The 25,456-nt window shown below is 56.7% G+C and carries 30 protein-coding genes; 22 read left to right on the top strand and 8 right to left on the bottom strand.

Going from position 1 to position 25,456, the window contains the following annotated elements; all coding sequences use genetic code 11:
- Positions 1-10: 10 nt before the first annotated feature.
- Genes lptB through DCS96_RS11640 form a run of 5 tightly spaced genes read right to left on the bottom strand, consistent with a single transcriptional unit; the run spans position 11 to position 3,306 of the window.
- Positions 11-736: an LPS export ABC transporter ATP-binding protein gene (gene lptB, locus DCS96_RS11660; protein WP_116474427.1), complete on the bottom strand. Its 726-nt coding sequence runs from the start codon at positions 734-736 to the stop codon at positions 11-13.
- Between the two features lie 3 nt (positions 737-739).
- Positions 740-1,267: a lipopolysaccharide transport periplasmic protein LptA gene (gene lptA, locus DCS96_RS11655; RefSeq protein WP_116474426.1), complete on the bottom strand. Its 528-nt coding sequence runs from the start codon at positions 1,265-1,267 to the stop codon at positions 740-742.
- Positions 1,239-1,784 (bottom strand): LPS export ABC transporter periplasmic protein LptC, encoded by a 546-nt coding sequence (gene lptC / locus DCS96_RS11650; RefSeq protein WP_116474425.1) that lies wholly within the window; start codon positions 1,782-1,784, stop codon positions 1,239-1,241. Before lptC ends, lptA begins: the two co-directional genes overlap by 29 nt.
- Complete coding sequence (gene kdsC, locus DCS96_RS11645) at positions 1,781-2,332, bottom strand: 3-deoxy-manno-octulosonate-8-phosphatase KdsC (protein ID WP_116474424.1); 552 nt, start codon at positions 2,330-2,332, stop codon at positions 1,781-1,783. The genes lptC and kdsC overlap by 4 nt, the downstream gene beginning before the upstream one ends.
- Complete coding sequence (locus DCS96_RS11640; protein ID WP_116474423.1) at positions 2,332-3,306, bottom strand: KpsF/GutQ family sugar-phosphate isomerase; 975 nt, start codon at positions 3,304-3,306, stop codon at positions 2,332-2,334. Before DCS96_RS11640 ends, kdsC begins: the two co-directional genes overlap by 1 nt.
- 204 nt (positions 3,307-3,510) lie before the next feature.
- Between DCS96_RS11640 and mlaF the strand changes: the two genes are divergently transcribed.
- From mlaF to murA, 7 genes are read left to right on the top strand one after another with little or no spacing between them, the layout of a single operon-like run.
- Entirely contained in the window at positions 3,511-4,311 is an 801-nt protein-coding gene (mlaF, locus tag DCS96_RS11635) for a phospholipid ABC transporter ATP-binding protein MlaF (RefSeq protein WP_116474422.1), read from the top strand.
- The gene (gene mlaE, locus DCS96_RS11630) at positions 4,301-5,080 is read left to right on the top strand and encodes a lipid asymmetry maintenance ABC transporter permease subunit MlaE (RefSeq protein WP_116474421.1); all 780 of its coding nucleotides are present in this window, start codon (positions 4,301-4,303) and stop codon (positions 5,078-5,080) included. The genes mlaF and mlaE overlap by 11 nt, the downstream gene beginning before the upstream one ends.
- 6 nt (positions 5,081-5,086) lie before the next feature.
- Entirely contained in the window at positions 5,087-5,560 is a 474-nt protein-coding gene (gene mlaD / locus DCS96_RS11625) for an outer membrane lipid asymmetry maintenance protein MlaD (RefSeq protein ID WP_116474420.1), read from the top strand.
- A 25-nt stretch (positions 5,561-5,585) separates the two neighbouring features.
- The gene (mlaC, locus tag DCS96_RS11620) at positions 5,586-6,218 is read left to right on the top strand and encodes a phospholipid-binding protein MlaC (protein WP_116474419.1); all 633 of its coding nucleotides are present in this window, start codon (positions 5,586-5,588) and stop codon (positions 6,216-6,218) included.
- Positions 6,215-6,499, top strand: coding sequence for an STAS domain-containing protein (locus DCS96_RS11615; protein ID WP_116474418.1), 285 nt, complete (start codon positions 6,215-6,217; stop codon positions 6,497-6,499). The genes mlaC and DCS96_RS11615 overlap by 4 nt, the downstream gene beginning before the upstream one ends.
- Positions 6,486-6,746, top strand: coding sequence for a BolA family protein (locus DCS96_RS11610; RefSeq protein WP_116474417.1), 261 nt, complete (start codon positions 6,486-6,488; stop codon positions 6,744-6,746). Before DCS96_RS11615 ends, DCS96_RS11610 begins: the two co-directional genes overlap by 14 nt.
- Positions 6,747-6,757: 11 nt before the next feature.
- Positions 6,758-8,014, top strand: a complete 1,257-nt coding sequence (gene murA, locus DCS96_RS11605; protein WP_116474416.1) for a UDP-N-acetylglucosamine 1-carboxyvinyltransferase — start codon at positions 6,758-6,760, stop codon at positions 8,012-8,014.
- 70 nt (positions 8,015-8,084) lie between these two features.
- Here murA and degS read toward each other — a convergent pair whose 3' ends face one another.
- Together degS and DCS96_RS11595 are read right to left on the bottom strand one after the other, a co-directional pair.
- Positions 8,085-9,188, bottom strand: a complete 1,104-nt coding sequence (gene degS, locus DCS96_RS11600; protein ID WP_116474415.1) for an outer membrane-stress sensor serine endopeptidase DegS — start codon at positions 9,186-9,188, stop codon at positions 8,085-8,087.
- Between the two features lie 99 nt (positions 9,189-9,287).
- On the bottom strand, positions 9,288-10,649 hold the full coding sequence (locus DCS96_RS11595) for a Do family serine endopeptidase (protein ID WP_116474414.1): 1,362 nt from the start codon (positions 10,647-10,649) through the stop codon (positions 9,288-9,290).
- Between the two features lie 212 nt (positions 10,650-10,861).
- Between DCS96_RS11595 and zapE the strand changes: the two genes are divergently transcribed.
- The 13 genes from zapE (at position 10,862) to DCS96_RS11530 (ending at position 19,789) form a co-directional block, all read left to right on the top strand.
- Positions 10,862-11,956 (top strand): cell division protein ZapE, encoded by a 1,095-nt coding sequence (gene zapE / locus DCS96_RS11590; protein WP_116474413.1) that lies wholly within the window; start codon positions 10,862-10,864, stop codon positions 11,954-11,956.
- Between the two features lie 251 nt (positions 11,957-12,207).
- Complete coding sequence (rplM, locus tag DCS96_RS11585) at positions 12,208-12,636, top strand: 50S ribosomal protein L13 (RefSeq protein WP_116474412.1); 429 nt, start codon at positions 12,208-12,210, stop codon at positions 12,634-12,636.
- 16 nt (positions 12,637-12,652) lie between these two features.
- Positions 12,653-13,045 (top strand): 30S ribosomal protein S9, encoded by a 393-nt coding sequence (rpsI, locus tag DCS96_RS11580; RefSeq protein WP_116474411.1) that lies wholly within the window; start codon positions 12,653-12,655, stop codon positions 13,043-13,045.
- A 281-nt stretch (positions 13,046-13,326) separates the two neighbouring features.
- Positions 13,327-13,917, top strand: a complete 591-nt coding sequence (petA, locus tag DCS96_RS11575) for a ubiquinol-cytochrome c reductase iron-sulfur subunit (protein WP_116474410.1) — start codon at positions 13,327-13,329, stop codon at positions 13,915-13,917.
- Between the two features lie 2 nt (positions 13,918-13,919).
- Positions 13,920-15,137 carry a cytochrome b gene (locus tag DCS96_RS11570; protein ID WP_116474409.1) on the top strand — a complete coding sequence of 406 codons (1,218 nt, stop codon included), beginning with the start codon at positions 13,920-13,922 and terminating at the stop codon, positions 15,135-15,137.
- Positions 15,134-15,868, top strand: coding sequence for a cytochrome c1 (locus DCS96_RS11565; protein ID WP_116474408.1), 735 nt, complete (start codon positions 15,134-15,136; stop codon positions 15,866-15,868). The genes DCS96_RS11570 and DCS96_RS11565 overlap by 4 nt, the downstream gene beginning before the upstream one ends.
- A gap of 88 nt (positions 15,869-15,956) precedes the next feature.
- Entirely contained in the window at positions 15,957-16,586 is a 630-nt protein-coding gene (sspA, locus tag DCS96_RS11560; protein ID WP_116474407.1) for a stringent starvation protein SspA, read from the top strand.
- A 3-nt stretch (positions 16,587-16,589) separates the two neighbouring features.
- Positions 16,590-17,024, top strand: coding sequence for a ClpXP protease specificity-enhancing factor (locus DCS96_RS11555; RefSeq protein ID WP_116474406.1), 435 nt, complete (start codon positions 16,590-16,592; stop codon positions 17,022-17,024).
- 172 nt (positions 17,025-17,196) lie between these two features.
- Positions 17,197-17,637, top strand: coding sequence for a TIGR01244 family sulfur transferase (locus DCS96_RS11550; RefSeq protein WP_116474405.1), 441 nt, complete (start codon positions 17,197-17,199; stop codon positions 17,635-17,637).
- A 68-nt stretch (positions 17,638-17,705) separates the two neighbouring features.
- The gene (locus tag DCS96_RS11545) at positions 17,706-17,897 is read left to right on the top strand and encodes a bacterioferritin-associated ferredoxin (protein WP_116474404.1); all 192 of its coding nucleotides are present in this window, start codon (positions 17,706-17,708) and stop codon (positions 17,895-17,897) included.
- Positions 17,898-17,964: 67 nt separating this feature from the next.
- Positions 17,965-18,441: a bacterioferritin gene (bfr, locus tag DCS96_RS11540; protein WP_116474403.1), complete on the top strand. Its 477-nt coding sequence runs from the start codon at positions 17,965-17,967 to the stop codon at positions 18,439-18,441.
- A 115-nt stretch (positions 18,442-18,556) separates the two neighbouring features.
- Complete coding sequence (locus DCS96_RS11535; protein WP_116474402.1) at positions 18,557-19,015, top strand: methylglyoxal synthase; 459 nt, start codon at positions 18,557-18,559, stop codon at positions 19,013-19,015.
- A gap of 159 nt (positions 19,016-19,174) precedes the next feature.
- Positions 19,175-19,789: a TetR/AcrR family transcriptional regulator gene (locus tag DCS96_RS11530; protein ID WP_116474401.1), complete on the top strand. Its 615-nt coding sequence runs from the start codon at positions 19,175-19,177 to the stop codon at positions 19,787-19,789.
- A 15-nt stretch (positions 19,790-19,804) separates the two neighbouring features.
- Here DCS96_RS11530 and DCS96_RS11525 read toward each other — a convergent pair whose 3' ends face one another.
- A complete protein-coding gene (locus DCS96_RS11525) occupies positions 19,805-21,214 on the bottom strand; it encodes an MFS transporter (RefSeq protein ID WP_116474400.1) in 1,410 nt (469 codons plus the stop codon).
- Between the two features lie 236 nt (positions 21,215-21,450).
- Between DCS96_RS11525 and xdhA the strand changes: the two genes are divergently transcribed.
- Positions 21,451-22,896 (top strand): xanthine dehydrogenase small subunit, encoded by a 1,446-nt coding sequence (xdhA, locus tag DCS96_RS11520; protein ID WP_116474399.1) that lies wholly within the window; start codon positions 21,451-21,453, stop codon positions 22,894-22,896.
- Positions 22,889-25,285: a xanthine dehydrogenase molybdopterin binding subunit gene (gene xdhB / locus DCS96_RS11515; RefSeq protein ID WP_116474398.1), complete on the top strand. Its 2,397-nt coding sequence runs from the start codon at positions 22,889-22,891 to the stop codon at positions 25,283-25,285. Before xdhA ends, xdhB begins: the two co-directional genes overlap by 8 nt.
- Positions 25,286-25,456: the final 171 nt, after the last annotated feature.

The following is a 25,456-nucleotide window of genomic DNA, read 5'->3' as shown; positions in this document are numbered from 1 at the left end:
ACGAGCCGGCTCAGAGGCTGAACTGATCGCCCAGATAGACTTTTTTCACCTGCTCGTTACTCAAAATTTCGGCAGGTGTGCCGGCGGCAATCCGGTGTCCATGGCTAACAATATAGGCGCGTTCGCAAACATCCAGGGTTTCCCTGACATTATGATCGGTGATCAGTACGCCCAGGCCCCGATCGCGCAGGTGCAAGATGACTTTTTTGATATCGATAACCGAAATGGGATCAACACCGGCGAAGGGCTCATCCAATAAAATAAAACGGGGGTCGGCCGCCAGGGCCCGGGCAATTTCTACCCGCCTGCGCTCCCCACCGGACAGGCTCATGCCCAGGCTGTCCCGGATATGAGTGATGTTGAACTCTTCCAGCAATTGTTCCATTTTTTCGTCACGGCCCGGACCATCCAGATCCTGACGGGTTTCCAATACCGCCATCAGGTTATCGGCCACGCTCAGACGGCGGAAGATAGATGCCTCCTGGGGTAAATAGCCGATTCCGGACCTGGCCCGGACATGCATGGGCTGATGGCTGATATCCTGGTCATCTATGGTAATGCTGCCGGCATCCCGCTGTACCAGGCCCACTATCATATAGAAGGAGGTGGTTTTTCCGGCACCATTAGGGCCCAGCAGGCCGACAACCTGGCCGGTGTTGACGGTCAGGCTGACATCGGCTACCACCTGGCGTCCCTTATAACTTTTTTGTAATCCTCGTGCTTTCAGTATCGCCATGGCTCAGTCCTGTTTACCTGTATTCTCCAGGTCTTCCACCTGTTCCGGCAGGAAGACAGTGGTGACCCTGCCTTGCTGGCCTTGGCCTTCGGCTTCCATCTGCTGGCGGTCTATGTGATAACGAATGCGGTGGCCGCTGACGGTATTATCTCGCTGCTTCAGCTTGGCCTCCTGTAACAAGGTGATGGTGCGGGCCTTGATGTCGTAATGGATCTCCCGCGCCTCGGCACGCATGGGCTGGCCATTGTCCAGGATTTGGGAGTAGGTAGCGGGTGCGCCGTAGGCGATCATGGACTGTAGCCCATCGTCATTGCGGATCACCACCAGCTTGTCGGCGCGTACATCGATACTGCCTTGCTTGACCACCACCTTGTCACTGAAGGTGACCTTGTCGTCTGACAGCTCAACCAGCTGATGGCCGGCGTCTATGGTGACCTGCTGGTTGAAATCGGATTCCTTGGCCTGAGCCAGGTTGATCGACAGGGCCAGCAGGCCGGTGATGCTAAGGGTTATAAGTTGCCTGGGTGCCATTTAATAATTCCACGGTTTGTTGATCGAGTTTGCCTAGCAAGCCCTGGCCCTGGGTATGGTATCCGGGACCGCGCAGTATCACTGCCTGGTTTGAGCGTAGCTGATTATGTACGAAGTCCATTTCCAGGTATTCGGTCGTAATGGAATCAATCAGCGCGTCGCTCTGCAGGCTTTGGCCCAGCACCGACTTCCGCAGGATGGCGTTATCGTCGGTATTGATAATGCCTTCCTCACCACTCAACTGCCATTGGGGACGGCCATCGGGGGAATAGAGCAAGATAACAGGTTTTTCCAGCAGGGTCATGGCCAGGCCTCCGTAGTATTCCGCATGCGCTGCATTCATGCCCCGGTAGGGGAGGCCCAGGCTATTGTATTGCAGGCTGCTCAATTCCTTGGCGGTAAAATCCGGCTGATAATCCTGATCCGGGCCGCTGCTGGGGGGAGTGGGCCTGAGCCATTGCCAGCATATCAGGGCGAACAGCAGCAAGCCGGCAAACAGCCAGTTCTGGCGGTTCATACGCTCATGCCCTGGGCTTGCTCCAGCCGGCCCTGTGCCGCCAGGATCAGATCGCAGATCTCGCGCACGGCACCGAATCCACCCGCAGTACGGGTAATATAATTCGCGTCCTGCAACACCAGGGGGTGGGCATCCTTGACCGCCACCCCTAAGCTGCAATCCCGCATCACCGGCAGGTCGACCACATCATCACCGATATAGGCCACCTGCTCCGGCATCAGTTTCAGGGTATCCAGCAGTGCCTGATAGCTGTGCCACTTGTCGCCCTGGCCCTGGTACACATGACGCACACCGAGCGAGGCCATGCGTTCACTGACGATACGGGAATCCCGGCCGGTGATGACCGCGACCTGAATACCGGCGTTGAGCAGGGCCTTGATGCCGAAACCATCCTTGGTGCAGAAACTCTTGTATTCTTCCCCTTGATTGCCCAGGTAGATCATTCCGTCTGAAAGTACCCCGTCGACGTCGCAGATCAGTAGCTTGATACCGGACAAACGGCTCCATACAGAATTGGCCACAGGTCCATAGAGGCTATGCTGTTTCATTAGATGACTCCCGCCCGTAACAGGTCATGCATATTGAAGGCACCCACCGGTTGGTTGTGCTCATCGACCACCAGCAGTCCGCTGATGCCTTTCTCTTCCATTAGCTTGACCGCCTCCGCCGCCAGCATGCCGGCATGGGCAGTAATGGAGTGGCGGGTCATCACCTGGCTGATGGGAGTCTGATGGACATCGATGCAATGATCCAGGGTACGGCGTAAATCCCCATCAGTATAGACGCCCATCAGGCGCTGGTGCTCGTCCACCACGGCGGTAAAACCCAGTCCGGTACGACCGATCTCCAGCAGGGCCTCGATAATCAGGGTCTGGGGTCCGACCTTGGGAACCCGGTCCCCCTTGTGCATGATATCGCTGACCCGCAGCAACAGCCGCTTACCCAGGGCCCCCCCCGGGTGGCTCAGGGCAAAATCGTCGGCGGTAAAACCACGGGCTTCCAGCAGGGCGACCGCCAGGGCGTCACCCAACACCAGCGCCGCCGTGGTACTGGAGGTCGGGGCCAGGCCGAGGGGGCAAGCTTCCTGTTCGACCCGTGCACAGAGGTGGATATTGGCTTCCTTGGCCATGGTGGATGCAGGATTGCCGGTGATACAGACAAGCGGCAGGCCGCGGCGCTTGAGTACCGGCAGCAGGGACAGAATTTCGTCGCTTTCCCCCGAGTTGGAGAGGGCGATGATCACATCCTGTTCGCCGATCATCCCCAGATCACCGTGGCTGGCTTCACCGGGATGGACAAAAAAGGCGGGGGTACCGGTGCTGGCCAGGGTAGCGGCTATCTTGTTGGCAATATGGCCGGACTTGCCCATGCCGGTGACAATGACCTTGCCGCTACAGTTAAACATCAGGGCGCAGGCCCGATCGAAGGCGTCATCCAAATATTGATAAAGGCCATCTATGGCGGCCTTTTCAATATCCAGAACCCGTCGGGCCGTTGTTCGATAATCAAATCCAGAAGACATAGTTTTCTCCACACCGTTGGCGGCGCCATTATAGAAAAGCTTCTGCTCATAAGCGACTGTGGCGAGGCCGGAAGCCCTGTTTTCTCGGTATTTTGAGGGTTATCGGGTCACGAGTTGCCGCAGGATAACAGGAAAAGTCATGGCCTTGGTTGCCGAGGACCGAGCTTCCCCATACAATTCTTTCTTTTCTATGAGGAATTGAGTTTGGACAACAGCCTTGTCGAGATACAGGACCTCTGCTTCAGCCATGGGGACAGGATACTGTACGACCGGATCAGTGTGCGTGTTCCCAAAGGCAAGATCACGGCCATCATGGGCCCCAGCGGCATAGGTAAAACCACCTTGCTGCGATTGATCGGCGGCCAGCTCAAGCCCGACAGCGGCAAGATACTGTTTGATGGCGAAGATATACCGGCTTTGTCCCGTCATCGCCTGTATCAGGTAAGACAACGCATGGGCATGTTGTTTCAAAGCGGTGCCCTGTTCACCGGTATGTCGGTATTCGATAATGTGGCATTTCCCCTGCGTGAACACAGCGGCTTGCCGGAGGCGTTGATCCATACCCTGGTGATGATGAAGCTGGAGGCGGTCGGCCTGCGCGGGGCCGCCGATCTGTACCCAGCGGAGTTGTCCGGCGGTATGGCCCGGCGCGCGGCCCTGGCCCGGGCCATCGCCCAGGATCCCGAGCTGATCATGTATGATGAGCCTTTTGCCGGTCAGGACCCGATCAGCATGGGCGTACTGGTCAAGCTGATCGCCGAGCTGAACCGGGCCCAGGGACTGACCTCGATTGTGGTGACCCATGATGTTTCGGAGGTGATGAGTATCGCCGATTATGCCTACATCATCGCTAACAAAAAGGTAGTCGCGGCCGGTACGCCGGCGCAGTTGCGTGAACATACTGATCCTCAGGTCATCCAGTTTTTGCGGGGGCAGGCAGATGGTCCTGTTCCTTTCCATTATCCGGCACCTGACTTAAGAGAGTCATTTCGATATGTTGATTGATATGATCGGTGGTCTGGGGCGGAAGGGCGTGGCGGTCATCATTGCCCTGGGGCGGGCCGGCTTCATGCTGATGCACGCCCTGATGGGACGGCCTCAGCCGGGTAAGCATTTTCCCTTGTTGGTGCAGCAGCTGCATGTGGTGGGGGTGCAGTCGGTTGCCATTATCCTGGTATCCGGCCTGTTTATCGGTATGGTGCTGGCACTGCAGGGGTACAATGTGCTGGTGGATTTCGGCGCCGAAGGCAGCCTGGGGCCCCTGGTTTCCTTGTCTTTGTTGCGAGAGCTGGGACCTGTGGTAACCGCGCTGTTGTTCGCCGGCCGGGCAGGTTCCGCGCTGACCGCCGAGCTGGGGCTGATGAAAGCCACCGAACAGCTGTCCAGCCTGGAAATGATGGGTATTGATCCGCTGCGACGGGTGGTAGCCCCCCGATTCTGGGCCGGCCTGATAAGCATGCCGCTACTGGCCCTGATGTTCAGCCTGGTGGGGATCTGGGGCGCCAAGTTGGTCGGGGTAGACTGGCTGGGGGTCGATCAGGGCGAGTTCTGGTCCAGCATGCAGGCGGCGGTCGACTGGCAGGAAGATGTGGTACAGGGTTTTATCAAGAGTCTGGTGTTTGCCCTGCTGGTGACCTGGATTGCACTCTTTAACGGGATTGATGCCGCGCCGACGGCGGCGGGTATCAGTCAGGGCACCACCAGGACAGTGGTTCATTCATCTTTGGCCGTGTTGGGATCCGATTTTATCCTCACTGCCGTCATGTTTGGGTAATCAATAATGAAATACAGCAAACTGGAATTCAGTGTCGGCTGCTTTATGTTGGCAGGTATCGGCGCCCTGCTGCTGCTGGCTTTCAAGGTAGCGGGGCTGACCACCAATGGTCAGGGGGAAACCTATACCCTGTATGCCAAGTTTGACAATATTGGCGGTCTGAAGGTGCGCTCTCCGGTCAAGGTCGGCGGTGTAGTTGTCGGACGGGTGAGCAACATCAGCCTGGATCCGCGGGATCAGGTGCCCCTGGTTACCCTGACGCTCAATAAAGAAGCGGGGGAGTTTGCCGAAAGCAGTACCGCCACGATTTTGACCTCCGGCCTGTTGGGAGAGCAATATCTGGGACTGAACCCCGGTTTTGCCGATGAGGAAATGGGTATCGGTGTGCTGGCCGATGGCGATACCATAGCCGACACCCAGTCTGCACTGATCCTGGAAGAACTTATCGGAAAGTTTATCTATTCCATCGGCGATAACTAAGCCATGGATAACGATTGAGGTGACCATGAAAAAATTATTGATGTCCTGTCTGTTATTGCTGGGGCTGGGCTGGGGCCCTGTCACCCTGGCGGCGACCGACCCCTATATGCTGGTGGACCAGGTGGCACAAAGCACCTTTGATCGGTTGAACCAGCAGCAAACCGAGATCAAGCGTAACCCCGCCTATTTGCGTACCATAGTCCGGGAGGAAATGCTGCCATGGGTTGATGTGCGTTTCTCTGCCTTCCGGGTGATGGGCAAGCAGCTGAACAGTACCACTCCCGAGCAACGGGAACGATTTGTCGCGGCCTTCAGTGATTATCTGGTGGTTACCTATGCGGATGCCCTGGCCAGTTATGGCCAGCAGACCCTGGACATCGGCAAGGGCCGGGTGACCGGGCAGGAGAAGCTGGTATCCGTGCCGGTGTCGGTGCTTGAACCGAGCAAGCCGGCGATCCTGCTGGAGTTCAAACTGCGCAAAAACAGCCGTACCGGCGAATGGAAGGTATTCGACATGATAGCCGAAGGGGTCAGCCTGTTGTCGGCCAAGCAATCCGAGCTCAGCGGACTGATCCGCCAAAAGGGTATTGATGCCGTCATCCGGCAGTTGAACGAACACACCCAAAAGCCGGTATCCCCCGTGGACTATACCCAATGAAACTGACGCGTCCTTTGACCAAGGCTGAGCTGGCCAAGTACTGGTCCGAAAGGGCCCGGTACTTCGAGGCGGCTGATGCCGACTTAAGTCAGGTGACACAGATGGATTCGGTAGGGTTGGCTTTCCTGGTGCAGTGGAGCCAGGCTCTGGCGAATACGGGTAAAACACTGGAACTCAGGTCGCCGCCGGCGGCCTTTCATTCACTAGCTCAATTATATGGTGTCGGCCAATTATTCACGCTGACACCCAACAATCCTGGGAGCCAACATGGATCTGAATAACGAAGTCGAACGGTTACTGCGGCAGGCCCTGCCCCTGGATGAGCTCTTTATCAAGAGTGAAGGCAGTCATTTCGAAGTGATTGCGGTATCGGCCGAGTTTGCCGATATGAGCCGGGTCAAGCGGCAACAGGCGATTAACGGCCCGCTGGCCGAGCTGATCGCCCAGAATGCCATTCATGCACTGAGTGTGAAAACCTTTACCCCCGAGCAGTGGGCTCGGGAGCGTAAATTTATTATGCCGTCCTGATAGGAGCCGAAATGGATAAGTTCAAGATCCAGGGGCCCTGCCGGCTGAGCGGCGAGGTCAGAATATCCGGTGCCAAGAATGCGGCCCTGCCTATCCTGTTCGGTACCCTGCTGTGCGACGAGGTGGTGCAGCTGTCCAATATGCCCAAGCTGAAGGATGTGGATACCACCCTGCAACTGCTGGCCACTATGGGCGTGAATGTTGCGGTCAAGGGTGATGTTACTGTGCTGTCGGGGCCGGTCAACAGCCATATTGCCCCCTATGAGCTGGTGCGCACCATGCGCGCCTCGATCCTGGCACTGGGACCCCTGGTTGCCCGTTTTGGCGAGGCGGATGTGTCCTTGCCCGGTGGCTGTGCCATCGGCGCCCGGCCGGTGAACCTGCATATTCATGGCCTGGAACAGATGGGCGCCCAGATCCGGGTCGAAGACGGCTATATCAAGGCACGGGTCGATGGTCGTCTGCAGGGCGCCCATATCCTGATGGATATGGTCAGTGTGACCGGTACCGAAAACCTGATGATGGCCGCCGTGCTGGCGGAAGGGCGAACCATCATCGAGAACGCGGCCCGGGAACCGGAAGTGGTGGATCTGGCCAACTTCCTCAACGCCCTGGGTGCCCAAATCCAGGGAATAGGGCAGGACACCCTGATCATCGATGGGGTTGAACGGCTGCACGGCGGTGACTACAGCATTCAACCGGATCGGATCGAAACCGGAACCTTCCTGGTGGGAGCGGCGATAACCGGCGGGGATATCACCTGCCGCAACACGGATCCCCGCCTGCTGGAAGCGGTTCTGGTCAAGCTGAAGGATGCCGGAGCCATGATTGAAACCGGCAAGGATTGGATTCGTCTGGATATGACCAATAGGGTGCTGAAGCCGGTGGATATCAAGACGGCGCCTTACCCCGCCTTCCCGACCGATATGCAGGCCCAGTTTACCGTGCTTAATGCGGTTGCCAAGGGCGTGGGCCATATCACCGAGACCATCTTTGAAAACCGCTTTATGCATGTGCCCGAGCTGAACCGGATGGGGGCCAATATCGAGCTGAGCGGCAACATGGCGATTTGTGGCGATACCGAGCAGTTGACCGGTGCTACCGTGATGGCCACGGATCTGCGTGCCTCCGCCAGCCTGGTGATCGCAGGCTTCGTGGCCGAGGGTGTGACCACCGTCGATCGCATCTATCATATCGATCGGGGGTACGAAGAGATCGAAGCCAAGCTGTCCGGCCTGGGCGGAAAGATAGAGCGTATCAAGGCATAGGTATCGCCGGGGGGTTAGGGAGAGAAGACCAGGAACTGGCAACCCCCTAATCCCTTATTTCTGCCATTGCTCAGCGAACAGGCTGGAAGCGCTTGTCTTCCTCGATCATTACCGGCAATTCCAGTACTTCTCCTGCCCTCAGCAGACTGATTTTTATTTCTGTTCCCGGTCGTACCTCGGCGATCATGTCCATGGCATGGCGGACATTGGTGATCGGCTGTCCATTGATTTCCAGCAAGACATCGCCGGCCAATATCCCGGCCTTCTCGGCCGGGCCTGCCGGGGTGATGCCTTCGACGTAGATGCCCGAACGACTCCCCAGGTTGAGCAATTGCGCCATCACCGGCACTATGTCTGTGCCCCCTATGCCGAGATATCCCCGGATCACCCGGCCATTGGCGATCAGCTGGTGCATGATCCGGTGGGCCAGCCGATAGGGAATGGCGAAATTGATACCGTAGCTTTCCTGGTGGGCGACGCTATGGAAAGAGGCAGTATTGATGCCGACCAGTTCACCATAGACATTGACCAGGGCGCCGCCCGAATTCCCTTCGTTGATTGCCGCATCGGTTTGCAGCAGATCCTGGCGACCGTTACTGTCCGGCCCCATGCTGGACAGGCCGCTGCGGCCGGTGGCGCTGATTATACCCTGGGTAATGGTCTGGCCTACGTTATAGGGATTGCCGATGGCCAGCACAATATCGCCTACCTTGGGGTCAAGTCCGGGATCCAGGGGGATAACCGGCAGCTGTTTGGCTTCGATATGTAGCACCGCCAGATCGGTCGGGACGTCAAAGCCAATGATGTCGGCGGCTATGATACGGCCATCCTGCAGCGCCACTATGACCTGATCGGCGGTGGCGATAACATGGTAATTGGTCAGTATATAGCCTTCTTCTGCCATGATAACCCCTGAACCGAGCCCGGTGGACCTGATCTCGGTCTGGGCGTCGGAGGATGCCGGCTGGAAGCTGCGAGTATAGATATTGACGACGGCGGGTCCGGCCCGCTTGGCGGCATAGGAAAAGCTCGCCACTCCCACCTGTTCGGTACGCCACCAGTGTTCGAAGGACTGGGTGCGGAGCTGGGGAAACAGTACTAACAGGACCGCCGCCGTTACTAAGCCGATGGCGACCGCCTGGAACAGGTAGATAAGGGATTGTGGAAGGCGCATTTGGAGCTATCATGACCGGAGTATCCAAAGAGCATAACACAAAGGTATTTGATTGGGAGCCTGAAACAGAACAGACTCCCAATGACATCAACTACTTAGTTACCTCAGGACCAGGTAGATGGAAGAGCTGCCGCGCTGGATATTGAGGGCGATGACTTCCGGTTTGCTCTGGATAATCTGGCGCAGATCATGCAGCGAGCGCACCCGTTTACGGTTGACCCCGATGATGATGTCGCCTTTTTCCAGTCCAGCGGCAGCGGCGGCGGAGCGGGCAGTGACCTCGTTGATCTTGACCCCGGCTACCGGATCGTCCTGGCTGGTGTTGGCGAGGCTGGCACCGTTAAGGGACTCGTGCAGGCTACCGGCCAGTACCTGTTCATCATCTGCCTTGGTCAGGGTGACTTCGACCTTGGTTTCTTTGCCGTCCCTGAATACCCCCAGGATGACGTCTTTTCCGGCTCCCATGGTCGCAACCTTGGCGCGCAGCTCACCGAAGGAGCGGATCGGCTTGCCATCCAGGCTGATGATGATGTCTCCCGCCTTGAGTCCGGCCTGGGCCGCTGCCGAGTTCTCCAGGACCTGGCTGACGAAGGCGCCATGCTGGCTGCGATAACCGAAGGTCCGGGCCAGCTCGGTGGTCAGCTCGCCGCCCATAACCCCAAGTACCCCCCGGCGCACTTCACCGAATTCCAGTATCTGTTCGACCAGGTTCTTGACCATATTGGATGGAATCGCGAAGCCGATGCCGATATTGCCCCCGCCCGGTCCGAGGATGGCGGTATTCATGCCGATGAGCTTGCCTTCAAGATTGAGCAGGGCCCCGCCCGAATTACCCGAGTTGATGGCGGCGTCGGTCTGAATAAAGTTCTCCAGGTTTTCGACGTTCAGCCCCGAGCGGCCGAGGGCACTGACGATACCGGAGGTGACGGTTTGTCCCAGGCCGAAAGGATTACCGATGGCAACGGCAAAATCACCGACCCGCAGGGCGTCGGAGTCGGCGAACTGGACCTCCACCAGGTTCTTTGCATCTACCTGCAGCAGGGCAATGTCCGACTGTTTGTCGGAGCCAATCAGCTTGGCTTCGTATTCCTGGCCGTTGATCAGGGTGATTAGAATCTTGTCGGCGTCATCCACCACATGGTAGTTGGTGATCACATGGCCTTTCCTGGCATCGATGATGACGCCGGATCCCAGCGCCTGGAAGGGACGCTCCTGCAGCTGGGTATCGGGGCCGTTGGGGCCGAAGAAAAAGCGAAAAGGTTCGGGCAGGCTCTGGCGGCTGACCTTGCTGCCGGAGACGGAAATATTGACCACGCCCGGACTGACCTGTTCAATCATGGGGGCCAGGCTGGTCATCTCGGAGCCCAGTCCAAAGGGCAGGGCGGCCTGTGCCGCAGGAAGGTTCACAACCAGTCCCAGGCTCAATGCCAGGGCTGAAAACAGAGGGAGACGACGATTCATCTAATACTCCTACCTAAATTGTCGGACATGCCGGAATCGTTCAATGTGACCCGAACGCAGCGGCAAGAGTTCCCGCGCATCGGTCATTAACTTGGGTATCACATTAATTGCGGTATTTATGCCCAATATCAAGCTGTTGTGTGCCAAGGGGCTTGCGACGGCAGGGAAGGGGCATTTACACTGAACATTCCGTGCCTCTTTAACTTAACGTAATGAACCCAAGTAAAAAATACCAGGCCGACTTACAGCGTACCGATTTTGTCAGTGATCCGGCTCAGGCCAGTGCCGTTGGGCATCTACAGCGGCTGTTCGACGAGCTGATGGCGCCCCGGGAAGAACCCAGGCCGAGCTTGTGGCAGCGCCTGACCGGCAAGCAGCCCCAGGCTCCCAGGATTCAGGGGCTGTATTTTTGGGGCGGGGTCGGCCGGGGCAAAACCTATCTGGTCGATACTTTTTACGATTGTCTGCCCTTCGACAACAAACTCAGGGTGCATTTTCACCGCTTTATGGTGCGGGTCCATGATGAACTGAAAACCCTGAAGGGCCAGCCTGACCCGCTTAAGGTGGTGGCCGAGCGGCTGGCACGGGATGCCCGAGTGATCTGCTTCGACGAGTTTTTTGTCTCCGACATTACCGATGCCATGATGCTGGGTACCCTGTTCCAGTATTTGTTCGGGCACGGGGTCATTCTGGTGGCGACCTCCAATATTCCGCCCGACGAGCTCTACCGCAATGGCCTGCAGCGGGCCCGTTTCCTGCCGGCGATCGCGCTTATCAAGGAAAACTGTCAGGTAGTCAATGTCGATTCCGGCGTGGACTACCGATTGCGGACCCTGGAGCAGGCCGAGATCTATCATCATCCCCTGGATGTCCAGGCCAGGGTGAACCTGGAGCAGTATTTCGCCCGCCTGACCAATGAGCCGGGACGCTGGGGGAGCGAGATCGAAATCAATCATCGGCAGTTGAAGACGCTGGCAGAAGGAGACGGTGTCCTCTATATCGATTTTCAGCAGCTGTGCTGCACGCCGCGTTCCCAGCTGGATTATATCGAGTTGGCCCGTTGCTACCATACGGTGCTGCTGGCTAATGTTACGCCCATGGGGAGAGATTCGGATGACGCTGCCCGTCGCTTTATCGCCATGATCGACGAGTTTTATGAACGGCACGTCAAGTTGATCATCTCCGCCGCCGTGCCGATGGAGCAACTTTACGATCTGGGGCGGCTGAATTTTGAGTTTAAACGCTGTCTGTCGCGACTGACTGAAATGCAATCCCACGAATATCTTGCCAGAGAGCACCTTCCTTAGTCACAATATGCCGCCCGTGATCAGGGCATGGTCACGGGGAGGGGCGGGCGAGCCGACTAATTTTAAGGGCACTGAAATTAGCAGGTGATTTTTAAGGCAACTTTACCTATAATCGCTCGGCCCACGTTACACAGTCATCGATAAGATGACATCACAGTAAGCAGACAGGTACTCGAAGGGGTTCAGGTCTGGTCGTGTTTTGCGCATGGTGCGCAAGTGTAGGATTCATTTTCAGTAATTTGGGTTCATCCATGAAAACTTTTGTTGCTAAGCCAGAAACCGTAAAGCGTGACTGGTATGTTGTTGATGCAGAGGGCAAAACTCTGGGTCGTCTGGCCACCGAGATTGCTCGCCGTCTGCGCGGTAAGCACAAGCCGGAATTCACTCCGCATGTTGACTGCGGCGATTATATCGTTGTGATCAATGCCGAGAAAATTCAGGTAACCGGCAATAAAGCCGAAGGCAAGATTTACTATTCTCACTCCGGTTTCCCCGGTGGCATCAAGTCCATCAGCTTCGAGAAGCTGATCGTACGCAAGCCCGAGATGGTTATCGAGTCTGCCGTTCGCGGCATGCTTCCCCGTGGTCCTTTGGGTCGTGCCATGTTCCGTAAAATGAAAGTTTTCGCGGGCAGCCAGCACAACCATGCGGCACAACAACCACAAGTACTAGACATCTAATACGGGATTCAGGCAAATGGCAGAAACTCAATACTACGGTACCGGTCGTCGCAAAAGCTCTACTGCGCGCGTATTCGTAAAGCCGGGCAGCGGTAACATCGTTATCAACAAGCGTTCTCTGGACCAGTACTTCGGCCGCGAAACTGCACGCATGGTCGTGCGTCAGCCGCTGGAGCTGGTCGAGATGACCGAGAAGCTGGACTTGTACATCACCGTCGCTGGTGGTGGCATTTCCGGTCAGGCCGGCGCTATCCGTCACGGCATTACCCGTGCCCTGATGCAATACGATGAAACTCTGCGTGGTTCGCTGCGTAAGGCTGGCTTCGTGACTCGTGACGCTCGTCGCGTTGAACGTAAGAAAGTCGGTCTGCACAAGGCGCGTAAGCGTCCCCAGTTCTCCAAGCGTTAATTGGGATTGCAAACTTGTATTCAAAGCCCGGGTTTCCGGGCTTTTTTGTATCCGGATGAATATCCGGATATTTTATCAAGTTGTTGTTTTATATGTGCTTTATTTGATAAGCGATAATTTTTAAGACTTTTCGTATCCTTGTAAAAGACCGCGCTTTTCTTTAGAATTCCGGGGTTTTTTTGTGGCAGTTGAAACCATAATATCCGCCGCGGTTGTCACAAGCTGTATTAATGCATGGAACGTAAAATAAACGTGCGGAGACCAAATGGGAGAGTTTTTGGATGAGCAATGCGCCAGTTGATACCGGTCGCCGCAGATTTCTGACCTGGTCAACCACAGTCGTGGGTGGGGTCGGAGCTGCTTTTGCCGCAGTGCCTTTTATCAAGTCCTGGAATCCCAGTGCCAAGGCGAAAGCGGCCGGGGCCCCGGTAGAGGTAGACATCAGCAAGATGGAACCCGGTCAGTTGATCCGGGTTGAATGGCGAGGTAAACCAGTATGGGTCGTACGCCGTACCCAGGAACTGCTGGATGCCCTGCCTCAGCACGATAACCAGCTGCGTGACCCGAATTCCGATGAGCCACAGCAGCCTGAATATGCACAAAACGCCTATCGCTCCGTTAAGCCGGAGATTTTCGTAGCCGTCGGTCTGTGTACCCACCTGGGTTGTTCTCCCACCTATTTACCGAACAGCTTCGGTGAGCAGGTGCAGGGCGTCAGCTCCGGGTTCTTCTGCCCCTGCCATGGTTCCAAGTTTGACATGGCCGGACGGGTATTCCAGGGTGTACCTGCACCGCTGAACCTGGTCATCCCCCCTTATTACTATGTCAATGACACCACTGTTCTGGTCGGTGCCGACAAGGAAGGAGCCTAATCATGTTAGGTAAACTCGTAAACTGGATTGACGAGCGCATTCCAATGACGGCGACCTACAACAAGCATGTAGGTCAGTATCCCGCGCCGAAAAACTTCAATTTCTGGTACTTCTTTGGCTCGCTTGCCATGCTGGTGCTGGTTAACCAGATCCTGACCGGTATCTGGCTGACCATGAACTACAACCCCTCAGGAGAGGGTGCCTTTGCCTCCATCGAATACATTATGCGCGATGTCGAATACGGCTGGCTGCTGCGTTATATGCACAGTACAGGCGCATCCGCCTTCTTCGTGGTGGTCTATCTGCACATGTTCCGCGGCCTGATTTACGGTTCTTACCAAAAGCCCCGTGAACTGCTATGGCTGTTCGGCATGCTGATCTTCCTGGTGCTGATGGCCGAAGCCTTCATGGGTTATCTGCTGCCCTGGGGACAAATGTCGTTCTGGGGGGCCCAGGTTATCATCTCGTTATTCGGCGCCATTCCGGTGATCGGCGATGATCTGACCCTGTGGATCCGCGGTGACTACGTCATTTCCGGTGCCACTCTGACCCGCTTCTTCGCCCTGCATGTGATTGCCTTGCCGCTGGTGCTGGTGATCCTGGTGTTCCTGCACATTGTGGCACTGCATGAAGTCGGCTCCAACAACCCCGACGGCATCGACATCAAGAAAAACAAGGACGAGAACGGCTGGCCGAAAGATGCCATTCCCTTCCACCCCTATTACAGCGTGAAGGATCTCGTCGGTGTTGCCGGTTTCCTGTTTTTCTTCGCTTTCGTAATCTTCTTTATGCCGGAAGGCGGCGGTTACTTCCTGGAAGCGCCAAACTTCGAAGCGGCAAATGGCCTGAAGACGCCTGAACATATCGCTCCCGTGTGGTATTTCACCCCCTTCTACGCCATCCTGCGTGCGGTACCCGACAAGCTGATGGGGGTTATCCTGATGGGGCTGTCGATTGCTGTGCTGTTCGTGCTGCCCTGGCTGGATCGCTGCAAGGTACGTTCGTTCCGCTACCGCAGCAAGCTGCACCTGCTGAACATAGTGCAGTTTGTCATCTGTTTCATCATTCTGGGTGTACTCGGTGCCCTGCCGTCCACACCTGTGTTGACGCTGCTGGCCCAGGTTACTTCATTCGGCTATTTCGCCTTCTTCGTGCTGCTGTTCTTCTACAGCAAAAACGAGAAAACCAAGCCGCTGCCAGAGAGGGTTACATTCAAATGAAGAAGTTAATCATCGCTGTATTTGCCTTTTTACCGGCGCTGGCAATGGCCGCGGGCGGTAATGTCCATCTGGACGAGGCCGATTACGACCTGAGTGACAAGGCGTCGCTGCAGAACGGTGCCAAGCTGTTTATGAACTACTGCTCGGGCTGTCACAGCACCCAGTACCAGCGTTATAACCGGGTAGCCCAGGATCTGGGCATCCCCGAGGACATCATGCAGGCCAACCTGAACTTCACCGGGGTGCCCGTGGGCTCGCTGATGGAGAACTCCATTCCTGAGAAGGGCGCCGCTAACTGGTTTGGTGCGCCGCCGCCCGATCTGACCTTGGTTGCCCGGGTTCGTGGTGCCGATTGGCTTTATACCTATCTGCGTTCCTTCTATGCGGACGACAGCCGGCCCTTCGGCGTCAACAACCTGGTGTTCCCGTCTGTGGGTATGCCCCATGTGCTGGAGCCACTGCAGGGTACGCCGCGTCTGGAAACCGTCACCCGTACAGTAGATGGTCATGAGGTGCAGACCCCGGTCGGCATCACTGCCGACGGCAATGGCGAAATGACCGCCGAGGAGTTCGATGGCGCCGTGTTGGATATCGTCAACTTCCTGGTCTATTCCGGCGAGCCGATGAAGCTGGAGCGTCAGCGCCTGGGCTATTGGGTGCTGGGTTTCCTGGCCATCTTCTTTGTCTTTGCCTATTTGCTGAAGAAAGAATACTGGCGTGACATACACTGATTAGACATCGTCTAAGCTAAACAGGGGAGCGGCAATGGGGGTAATAGGCTTCCATTGCCGTTCCTATTTATGATTTGCGGAGGATTCAATGGCAGTTGCGGCCAATAAGCGTTCGGTAATGACGCTGTTTTCGGGTGCTGACGATATATACAGCCATCAGGCGCGTATCGTTCTGGCGGAAAAAGGGGTCAGTGTGGAAATCAGCCAGGTGGAACTCGATAACCTGCCTGAAGATATGCTGGAGCTGAATCCCTATGGCACGGTTCCGACCCTGGTAGACAGAGAGCTGGTGCTTTACGAGTCTCGTATTATTATGGAATATCTGGATGAGCGCTTTCCTCATCCGCCACTGATGCCGGTCTATCCGGTGGCACGGGGCTCAAGCCGGCTGATGATGCACCGTATCGAGCAGGATTGGTATTCCCTGGTCAGCCGTATTCAGCGCAATGACAAGGCGGACGAGGCCCGCAAGGAACTGCGCGAGGCCCTGCTGGCCATCGCTCCTGTGTTTGCCGAATACCCCTACTTCATGAGCGAAGAGTTCAGTTTGGTGGATTGCTATATGGCGCCCCTGCTGTGGCGCTTGCCGTCCTTGGGAATCGAGCTGTCCGGTCGGGGGGCAAAAGAGCTGAAAGCCTATATGATCCGGCTGTTTGAGCGCGATTCTTTCCAGGCGGCCCTGACCGAAGCCGAGCGCGATATCGGCGGCAAGGTGTAAGTGATGGACAACCTGACTCCCAGTCGTCCCTATCTGCTGCGCGCCTTCTATGACTGGCTGCTGGATAATGAGCTGACCCCCCACCTGCTGGTTAATGCCGATGTACCTCATACCCAGGTACCCCGGCAGTTCGTACAGGACGGCCAGATAGTGCTGAGCATTTCACCCTCAGCCGTGGTCGGCCTGCATATGGATAATGAGGCGGTCAGTTTTAACGCCCGCTTCGGCGGATCGCCGTTTCAGGTTTATGTGCCGATGGCGGCGGTGATTGCCGTTCAGGCCCGGGAAAATGGTGCCGGTACCTTCTTTCCTCCCGAGCCGGCTTATGAAGCCTGGCTGGCGGAAATGGAAAACGAAGAGACAACCCCGGCTCCAGACATGGAAGAGCCATCCCCGCCACCCAGGAAAGGCAGGCCCTCCCTGAAGGTCGTAAAATAACAAACGCAGCCGGCTGGCTGCGTTTTTATTTGATGGGATTTTTGATTTTCACGGACGGATACGCGCTAACCGGAACAGTCATTGATCTTATAGTGAGGGCGGTCCACTATGTGATCCGGGGCCAGCACGGGCTGTGCTCATTCGCCGCTCACATTTCGCATCAAGGTGGCCTATGGAAATCCGACAGGTTACGGCGGACTTTTCCGTCGCAGATCAAATAACCCCGGCCGATCTGGCCGAGTTGAAGAGCAGGGGCTTCACTACCCTGATTTGTAATCGCCCCGATCATGAGGTGGTGGAACAGCCCACGGCATCACAGCTGGCCGAGGCCGCTAGGTCCATGGATCTTGACTGGTATTGGATCCCGATAAGCTCCGGTAACTTTACCGAAGAGGCCATCGTTCAATTTCGGCAGGCATTGGCGAGGGCGGGCCATACCCTGGCCTTCTGTCGTACCGGTACCCGCTCCATTACCCTCTGGTCCCTGTCGCAGGCCCTGCATACGCCGCCCGCCGACTTGCTTCGGCTGGGCCGGCAGGCCGGCTATGATCTGCAGGGAAGCGAGGCCCGGCTGCAGGGCATTTACCAAGATCACAAAGAGGGTAAAATGTAGCCAAAGAGAACTTGCATTGATAACCACTATCATTTAGATTTAACGCATTGAATTTGGAGGATGCGTTGATGTATGTGTGTCTTTGCAAGGGAATTACCGAGCGACAGCTGAGGGCCGCGATTGCCGAAGGCAAGACGGAATTCAAAGAGCTGAAGCGTGAACTGGGGGTGAGCTCCCAGTGCGGCAAGTGCGTGCCGGTGGCGATGGCGATCCTGGCCGAGGAAAATGCCAAGGTTTGCGAGTATTACGAAGTCGCCTGAGCCAGCTTTACAATTTAGATCCCTGAACTATCTTTACAACACCTGATAAAGATAGGAGTCGTCTTGTATGAAAGGGGATCCCAAGATTATTACCCACCTGAACAAGGTGTTGGGCAATGAGCTGGTGGCTATCAACCAGTATTTCCTGCATGCCAGGATGTACAAGGACTGGGGACTCAAGCATTTGGCAGATAAGGAGTATCACGAGTCCATCGATGAGATGAACCATGCCGACAAGATTATCGAACGTATCCTCTTCCTCGAGGGGATACCCAACCTGCAAGATCTTGGCCGGCTGCGCATTGGCGAAGATACCCTCGAGATGCTCAAGGCAGACCTGTCCCTCGAGATGGACGGTATTCCCGATCTGAAAGAAGCCATCGCCTATGCCGAAACAATCCGTGATTATGTCAGCCGTGATCTGCTTAACGAGATACTGGATGAAGAGGAAGAGCATGTCGATTGGCTGGAAACCCAGCTGGGCCTGATCGACCGAGTCGGTATCCAGAGCTATCAGCAGGCTCAGTTTGTAGACGAAGATTGACGCTGCCGGTTTCATCGAGTCATTAGCCCCATCAGGGGCTTTTTCTGTTTTTGGGCTGCGTATTGAGCATGGCTTTGGGTAACATGGGGACAGTTCATACAAAGGAAGAAAATAGATGAAAGAGATAGAGCGCGTCCTGCCTCCTCATAAACACGTAGCCCTGGTTGCTCATGATCATAAAAAAGAGCAGCTGCTTGAATGGGTATCGAGCCGTTGCGAACAGCTGAAGCTGCATCATCTTTATGCCACCGGCACCACCGGAACCATGTTAAGTCGTAAAGTCGGGTTGCCGGTGCGCTGCCTGATGTCGGGTCCCATGGGGGGGGATCAGCAGTTGGGGGCCATGATTGCAGAGAGCAAGATCGACGTGCTGATCTTTTTCTGGGATCCGCTGAACGCGGTCCCCCATGATCCGGATGTGAAGGCCCTGCTGCGGTTGGCGACTGTCTGGAACATCCCGGTAGCGACCAATGTCTCTACCGCAGATATGTTGATGGACAGTGTGCAAATGACCCGCAGTTTCGGCATCAAGATCCCTGATTATGAGGGCTATATCAAGGAAAGGACGAAATAGTGCCACAGCCTGCCGCCCATTGCATTGGCGGCGGCTACAGGCGGCAGGCTGTACATCGAGGCCATGGGGTATAAGGTTGTCGTTATACCTACTGTGGGGGATCCCGTTATTGTTATACTCGGCTGATTCACGTTGAGTCCTTTGGAGTCCTGCCCCAGTATGTCCCGAATCCGAGCCAAGAATGAAGAAAAGATCATCCGCGCCGCCAGCCGCATCTTTGCCGAGCACGGCTATGCGGCGACCAAAACAGCAGCGATTGCCGATTTGGCCGAACTGCCCAAACCCAATATCTATTATTATTTCGGCAGCAAGGAAAAGCTCTATCGGGCGGTATTGGAGAGCATGGTCGAGCCCCTGCTGGCCGCTTCCGAGCCCTTGGTGGAATATTCGGATCCGGTACGGGCACTGACTGCCTATATCAGAACCAAGTTATTGATTTCAAAAGAGTATCCTTATGCATCAAAGGTTTTTGCCAATGAAATCATGCATGGCGCTCCCCACCTTCCCCAGGACATAGTCGCGCGACTGACGGCACAAACCCGCATATTGACCTCCCGCTTATCCGAGTGGATGGAACAGGGGCTGATGGACAGGGTTGATCCCAAGCATTTGTTGTTTTCCATCTGGGCCTCTACCCAGACCTATGCGGACTTTAACTGGCAGATAACCATGACCCTGGGCAAGGAAGAGCTTGATGAGCAGGATTTTGAGCAGGCCGCAGCCCTGATCACCCGGCTGGTGATCCAGGGATGTGCCGTGAAAACCGCAGAATAATCGAAACCCCGTAGGCTATTGCTGTGCGTTATCATGCTTGGCGGTGGTGGCCAGCGGGGCGTCCGGCATCACCAGGCCGAACAGCAGGCTAAAGAGTCCATAACTGGCCACCATAATAAACACCGGCAGCATCCAGTCGGTACCCGGGCTGTCCTGCTGCTGATATTGCCAGCCCAGCAGGGCCACCCCCAGGGTTCCCCCCAGAGAGCGGATAAAATTCATCAACGCCAGTCCCGAGCCCATTTGCCCCGGGGGCAGGGCGTTTTGCACCGCAATAGAGCAGGACACAATCAGAAATCCTATGCCAATCCCGCCGATAATCAGGATGGGCAGCAGCCAGTAGCCGGCCCAGAGCAGGCTGAAGTTCAGTAGCACCCCTATCCCGCCCAGGGCCAGTATCACGCCGCCCAGTCGGGGGAAAGGCTGACAATAGCCCTGTTTGGCGATGCGTTTCCCGCTGATAAAAGTGCCCAGGGTCACGCTCAGGATAAACCAGAGCAGGATCCAGCTGGTTTGATCGGGGTTCATGCCCCGGGTGCTTTCCAGAGCCAGAGGCACATACACCAGCAATGCCAGGCGCATGGCTTCCGATAATGCCAACAGCAGAATGGCAGTACGAAATAGTGACTCTCTTATGAAATGCAGAGGCAGCACCGGATGAGGGTGCCGCCACTGATGCCAGATCAGCAGCAGGCTGACGGCAGTGGACAGCAGCAGCAATGGCCACCGGTAAGCATCCAGTGACGGAAGGAGCAGCCGGGCGTCGGTGGCCATGGCCCAGCCCAGGGCCGCCACAAGCAAGAGCGTCATTCCCGTGATATCGATGGCTCCCCTGACGCCACCATGGCCCAGCCCGCGTAGCGCCCAATGATTAAGCGCCAGTGCCAGCAGGCCGAGGGGGACCTTGAATAAAAACAGCCACTGCCAGTCGAACCAGGCGATAAGCAGGGCGCCGAGCAGGGGGCCGGAAACACTGGAAATGGCGAAGATGGCCGAGATATAGCCCTGATAACGGCCCACATAGCGGGGCGGTATCACATCGGCGATAACCGCGAAGGACAAGGCAATCAGGCCGCCGCCCCCGAGGCCGGTCAACAGGCGGGTGACAATCAATGCCGGCAGCGTCTCGACCAGGCCGCTGGCCAGGGATCCCAGGGTGAACAGGCTGATGGCGACGGACTGACAGGTGCGTCGGCCCAGGCGATCGCTGAGCTGACCGTAGACAGGCATGCTCAGGGTCATGGCAAACAGGTAGCTGCTGACCAGCAGGGGCGCTATATGCGGGGCGTCAAACAGGGTGCCGAGCCGGGAGAGGGCGGGCATCAACAGGGTGATCTCAAGGGCCCCCAGCATGATGGCCAGCGCCACGCCCATAAACACCCGGATAACCCGCTCAGGGCTGAGATTGTCTGTCGGCTGACCCATCGCTGCTCCTGTGAAACTACACTTTAAATACAAGGGGAGAGAAAAATGCTGCCACTAACGTACACAATTTTCATGTTAATGGCTTGTTCTATCGAGGGATTTTATCATCAAGTACGAAAAGGTCTCGTTTGGTGACAATAAAATTTCTTGACTAATGGGTCAGTTTTTAACTTTAATTAGACCTGAAGATAATATGTTGTTCGGCAATCGCGGCACTTAGCTGAAGGAGGCAAGGCTTGATTAAGTTCTTACTTAACCAGGAGTTGCGGGAGGAGAAGGACCTTTCGCCAAATATGACGGTACTCAATTACCTGCGCAGCCGTGTCGGTAAGAGTGGAACCAAGGAAGGGTGTGCATCCGGCGACTGTGGCGCCTGCACTGTGGTACTGGGTGAGCGGGACGGTGATCGTATCCGCTATAGCTCCGTGAATTCCTGTCTGACCTTTGTGTCTGCCCTGCATGGCAAGCAGCTGATCACGGTCGAGGATCTCAGGTCTCGGGATGGCAGCCTGCACCCGGTGCAACAGGCCATGGTGGACTTTCATGGTTCACAATGCGGCTTCTGTACCCCGGGCTTTATCATGTCGATGTTTGCCCTCAGCAAGAACAAGCCGGCGGCGGACCAGCACGATATTCTCGAGGCGCTGGCTGGCAACCTGTGCCGCTGTACCGGCTACCGTCCCATCGTCGACGCCGCCAAGGCGATCGCCGAGCAGCCCCGGCTGGCCGACGACTTTTCCCGTTACGAGGCGGACGTGGTGGCCAAGCTGGCCCAGATCGAAACGGATTCCCTGGTGACCCTGCAAGGGGATGACAAGCTGTGCTTTTCACCCACATCCGTGACCGAGCTGGCCGAACTGCTGCTGAAAAATCCGGATGCCCGGCTGCTGGCCGGCGGCACCGATCTGGCCCTGGAAGTGACCCAGTTTCATCGCGAGCTGCCGAAGATGATTTATCTGGGCAATGTGGCCGAGATGAAGCAGCTTGAAGAAACAGACGACAGCCTGAGCATCGGCGCCACCCGATCGTTAAGCGACAGCTATGCTGCCTTGAGTGCTCTCTACCCGGATCTGGGAGAGTTGCTGCACCGCTTCGCCTCCCTGCAGATCCGCAATCAGGGTACCCTGGGCGGCAATATCGGCAATGCCTCACCCATCGGTGATATGCCTCCCGTGCTGATGGCCCTCGATGCCCGCCTGCAGCTGCGCCGGGGCGAGCAGATCCGGGAGCTGGCGGTCGAGGATTATTTCCTGAGCTACAAGGTGACCGCCCAACAGGAGTCCGAGTTTATTGAAAGGGTGATAGTGCCCAAGCCCAGGGCCAATCAGCACTTCAAGGTATACAAGTTGTCCAAACGAATAGACGACGATATTTCGGCGGTGTGCGGTGCCTTCAACCTGACCATCGAACAGGGCAAGGTGACGGCTGCCCGTATCGCGTTCGGCGGCATGGCGGCTGTACCCAAACGGGCCAGTAGTTGTGAACAGGCGTTGATCGGTCAGGATTGGAACCGTGACACCATCAAGGCGGCGATGACGGCCCTGGAAGGGGACTTCCAGCCCCTGTCCGACTTCCGTGCCAGCAAGGAATATCGCAGCAAAACCGCAGCCAACCTGCTCTATAAGTTTTATATCGAGCAACAGAGTCTGAAATTGGAAACCAGGGTGACGTCTTATGTCTAAGCAGCACAAGAACATGCTCACCATCGAACAGATGATGGAGCGAGTCAAACAGGATCTGCAAACCGGTGTGGGCAAACCCGTTCCCCACGACAGCGCCGCCAAGCAGGTGTCCGGCGAGGCGGTTTATATCGACGATCGGCTCGAGTTTCCCAACCAGCTGCATGTCTATGCCCGGCTGTCCGAGCGCGCCCATGCCAGGGTCACCCGCATCGATGTCAGCCCCTGCTACCAGTTTGAGGGGGTGGCGATCGCCATCACCGCCGAGGACGTGCCCGGTGAGCTGGATATCGGCCCCGTGCTGAGCGGCGATCCACTGCTGGCTGATGGCCTGGTGGAATATGTGGGTCAGCCGGTGCTGGCGGTGGCCGCCAACGACCTGGATACTGCCCGCAGGGCGGCGATGGCGGCGATAGTGGAATACCAAGATCTGCCGGCCGTGCTGTCGGTAGAGGAGGCCCTGGAGAAAGAGCTGTTTGTCACCGAAAGCCACAAGCAGCAGCGTGGCGATTCCGCCGCTGGCCTCAAGCGCGCCAAGCATGTGATTGAAGGCAGCCTGCACATCGGTGGTCAGGAGCATTTCTATCTGGAAACCCAGGTAAGCACGGCGGTGCCCGCCGAAGACGGCGGCATGCTGGTGTTTACCTCCAGCCAGAATCCGACCGAGGTTCAGAAGCTGGTGGCCAGTGTGCTGGATGTCCCCATGCACAAGGTGGTGATCGATATGCGCCGCATGGGCGGTGGTTTCGGTGGCAAGGAAACCCAGGCCGCCGGTCCGGCCTGTATGGCGGCCGTGGTGGCCAGGCTGACCGGTCGCCCGACCAAGATGCGTCTGCCGCGGATGGAAGACATGATGATGACCGGCAAGCGTCATCCGTTTTTCAACCAGTACAAGATAGGCTTCGATGATAACGGCCGTATCGAGGCCGCGGAGATTACCGTGGCCGGCAACTGCGGTTACTCACCGGACCTGTCTTCATCCATTGTCGATCGGGCCATGTTCCATTCGGATAATGCCTATTACCTGGGCGAGGCCACCGTGATCGGCCATCGCTGCAAGACCAATACTGCCTCCAATACCGCCTATCGCGGTTTCGGCGGCCCCCAGGGGATGATGACCATAGAGCATGTGATGGACGAGATCGCCTCCGTGCTTGGCAAGGATCCGCTGGAGATCCGCAAGATCAACTTCTATGGCAAGGATGAGCGCAATGTGACTCACTACCATCAACAGGTGGAACACAACATCATCCACGAGCTGGTGGCGGATCTGGAGCAGTCTTCCGACTATGCCCGCCGCCGGGCAGAGCTCAAGGCCTTCAATGCCAACAGCCCGATTCTGAAGAAAGGCATCGCCATCACCCCGGTGAAGTTTGGTATCTCCTTTACCGCCACCTTCCTCAATCAGGCCGGGGCCCTGGTGCATATCTACACCGACGGCAGTATCCATCTCAACCATGGCGGCACCGAGATGGGGCAGGGGCTGAACATCAAGGTGGCCCAGATAGTGGCGGAAGAATTCCAGGTGGATATCGACAAGATACAGATCACCGCCACCAATACCGACAAGGTGCCCAATACCTCGCCGACCGCCGCCTCCAGCGGCGCAGACTTGAACGGCAAGGCGGCGCAGAATGCGGCCCAGACCATCAAGCAGCGGCTGATTGACTGGGCTGCGGGTCACTTCCAGGTAAGTCCGGAAGAAGTGGTGTTCAAGAACAACTTTGTGCAGATCCGCGAGCAGATATTGTCATTCCAGGAATTTGTGCAGCTGGCCTATTTCAACCAGATCTCCCTGTCCAGCACCGGCTTTTACCGGACGCCCAAGATCTACTATGACCACGCCACCGGCCGGGGCCGCCCCTTCTACTACTTTGCCTACGGGGCGGCCTGTTCCGAGGTGGTGATCGATACCCTGACCGGTGAATACAAGATATTGCGTGCCGACATACTGCATGACGTGGGGGATTCCCTCAACCCGGCCGTCGACATCGGCCAGGTGGAAGGTGGCTTCATCCAGGGGGTGGGCTGGCTGACCACTGAAGAGCTGGTGTGGAACGACCAGGGCCGGTTGATGACCAACGGGCCGGCCGGCTACAAGATCCCGGCGGTGGCCGATATGCCCCTCGACTTCCGGGTCAGGCTGGTGGAGAACCGCAAGAATCCGGAAGACACCGTATTCCATTCCAAGGCAGTGGGTGAGCCGCCCTTCATGCTGGGCATGTCCGTCTGGTGTGCGCTGAAAGATGCGGTTGCCAGTGTATCCGGCTACCGCAAGTATCCCCATATCGATGCCCCGGCAACCCCGGAGCGGGTGCTGTGGGGTGTACAGCAGATGCAGGAGCTGATGGAGCAGGATGAAGCCCTGGCCGAGGATGTGCTGGTAAAATAGCCGGTTTTTGCGCGAAAGAGGCAACAGAGTTGCCTCTTTCGACCCGCTACAAGTACATCCGTGTAGCGCTCACACATGCCAGGGATGGCGCGGCTGAGCCCCCATGGCGGGGTTTACGGTGAGTCGGCGGAGCTGGCCCTTTGGTCGATGCCCTTTGTGGAGTAAAGCCAG

Source organism: Zobellella maritima (assembly GCF_003075035.1).
Taxonomy (GTDB): Bacteria; Pseudomonadota; Gammaproteobacteria; order Enterobacterales; family Aeromonadaceae; genus Oceanimonas; species Oceanimonas maritima.
The sequence above is the reverse complement of the archived record's forward strand: the minus strand, read 5'-3'. Positions and strand labels throughout refer to the sequence as shown.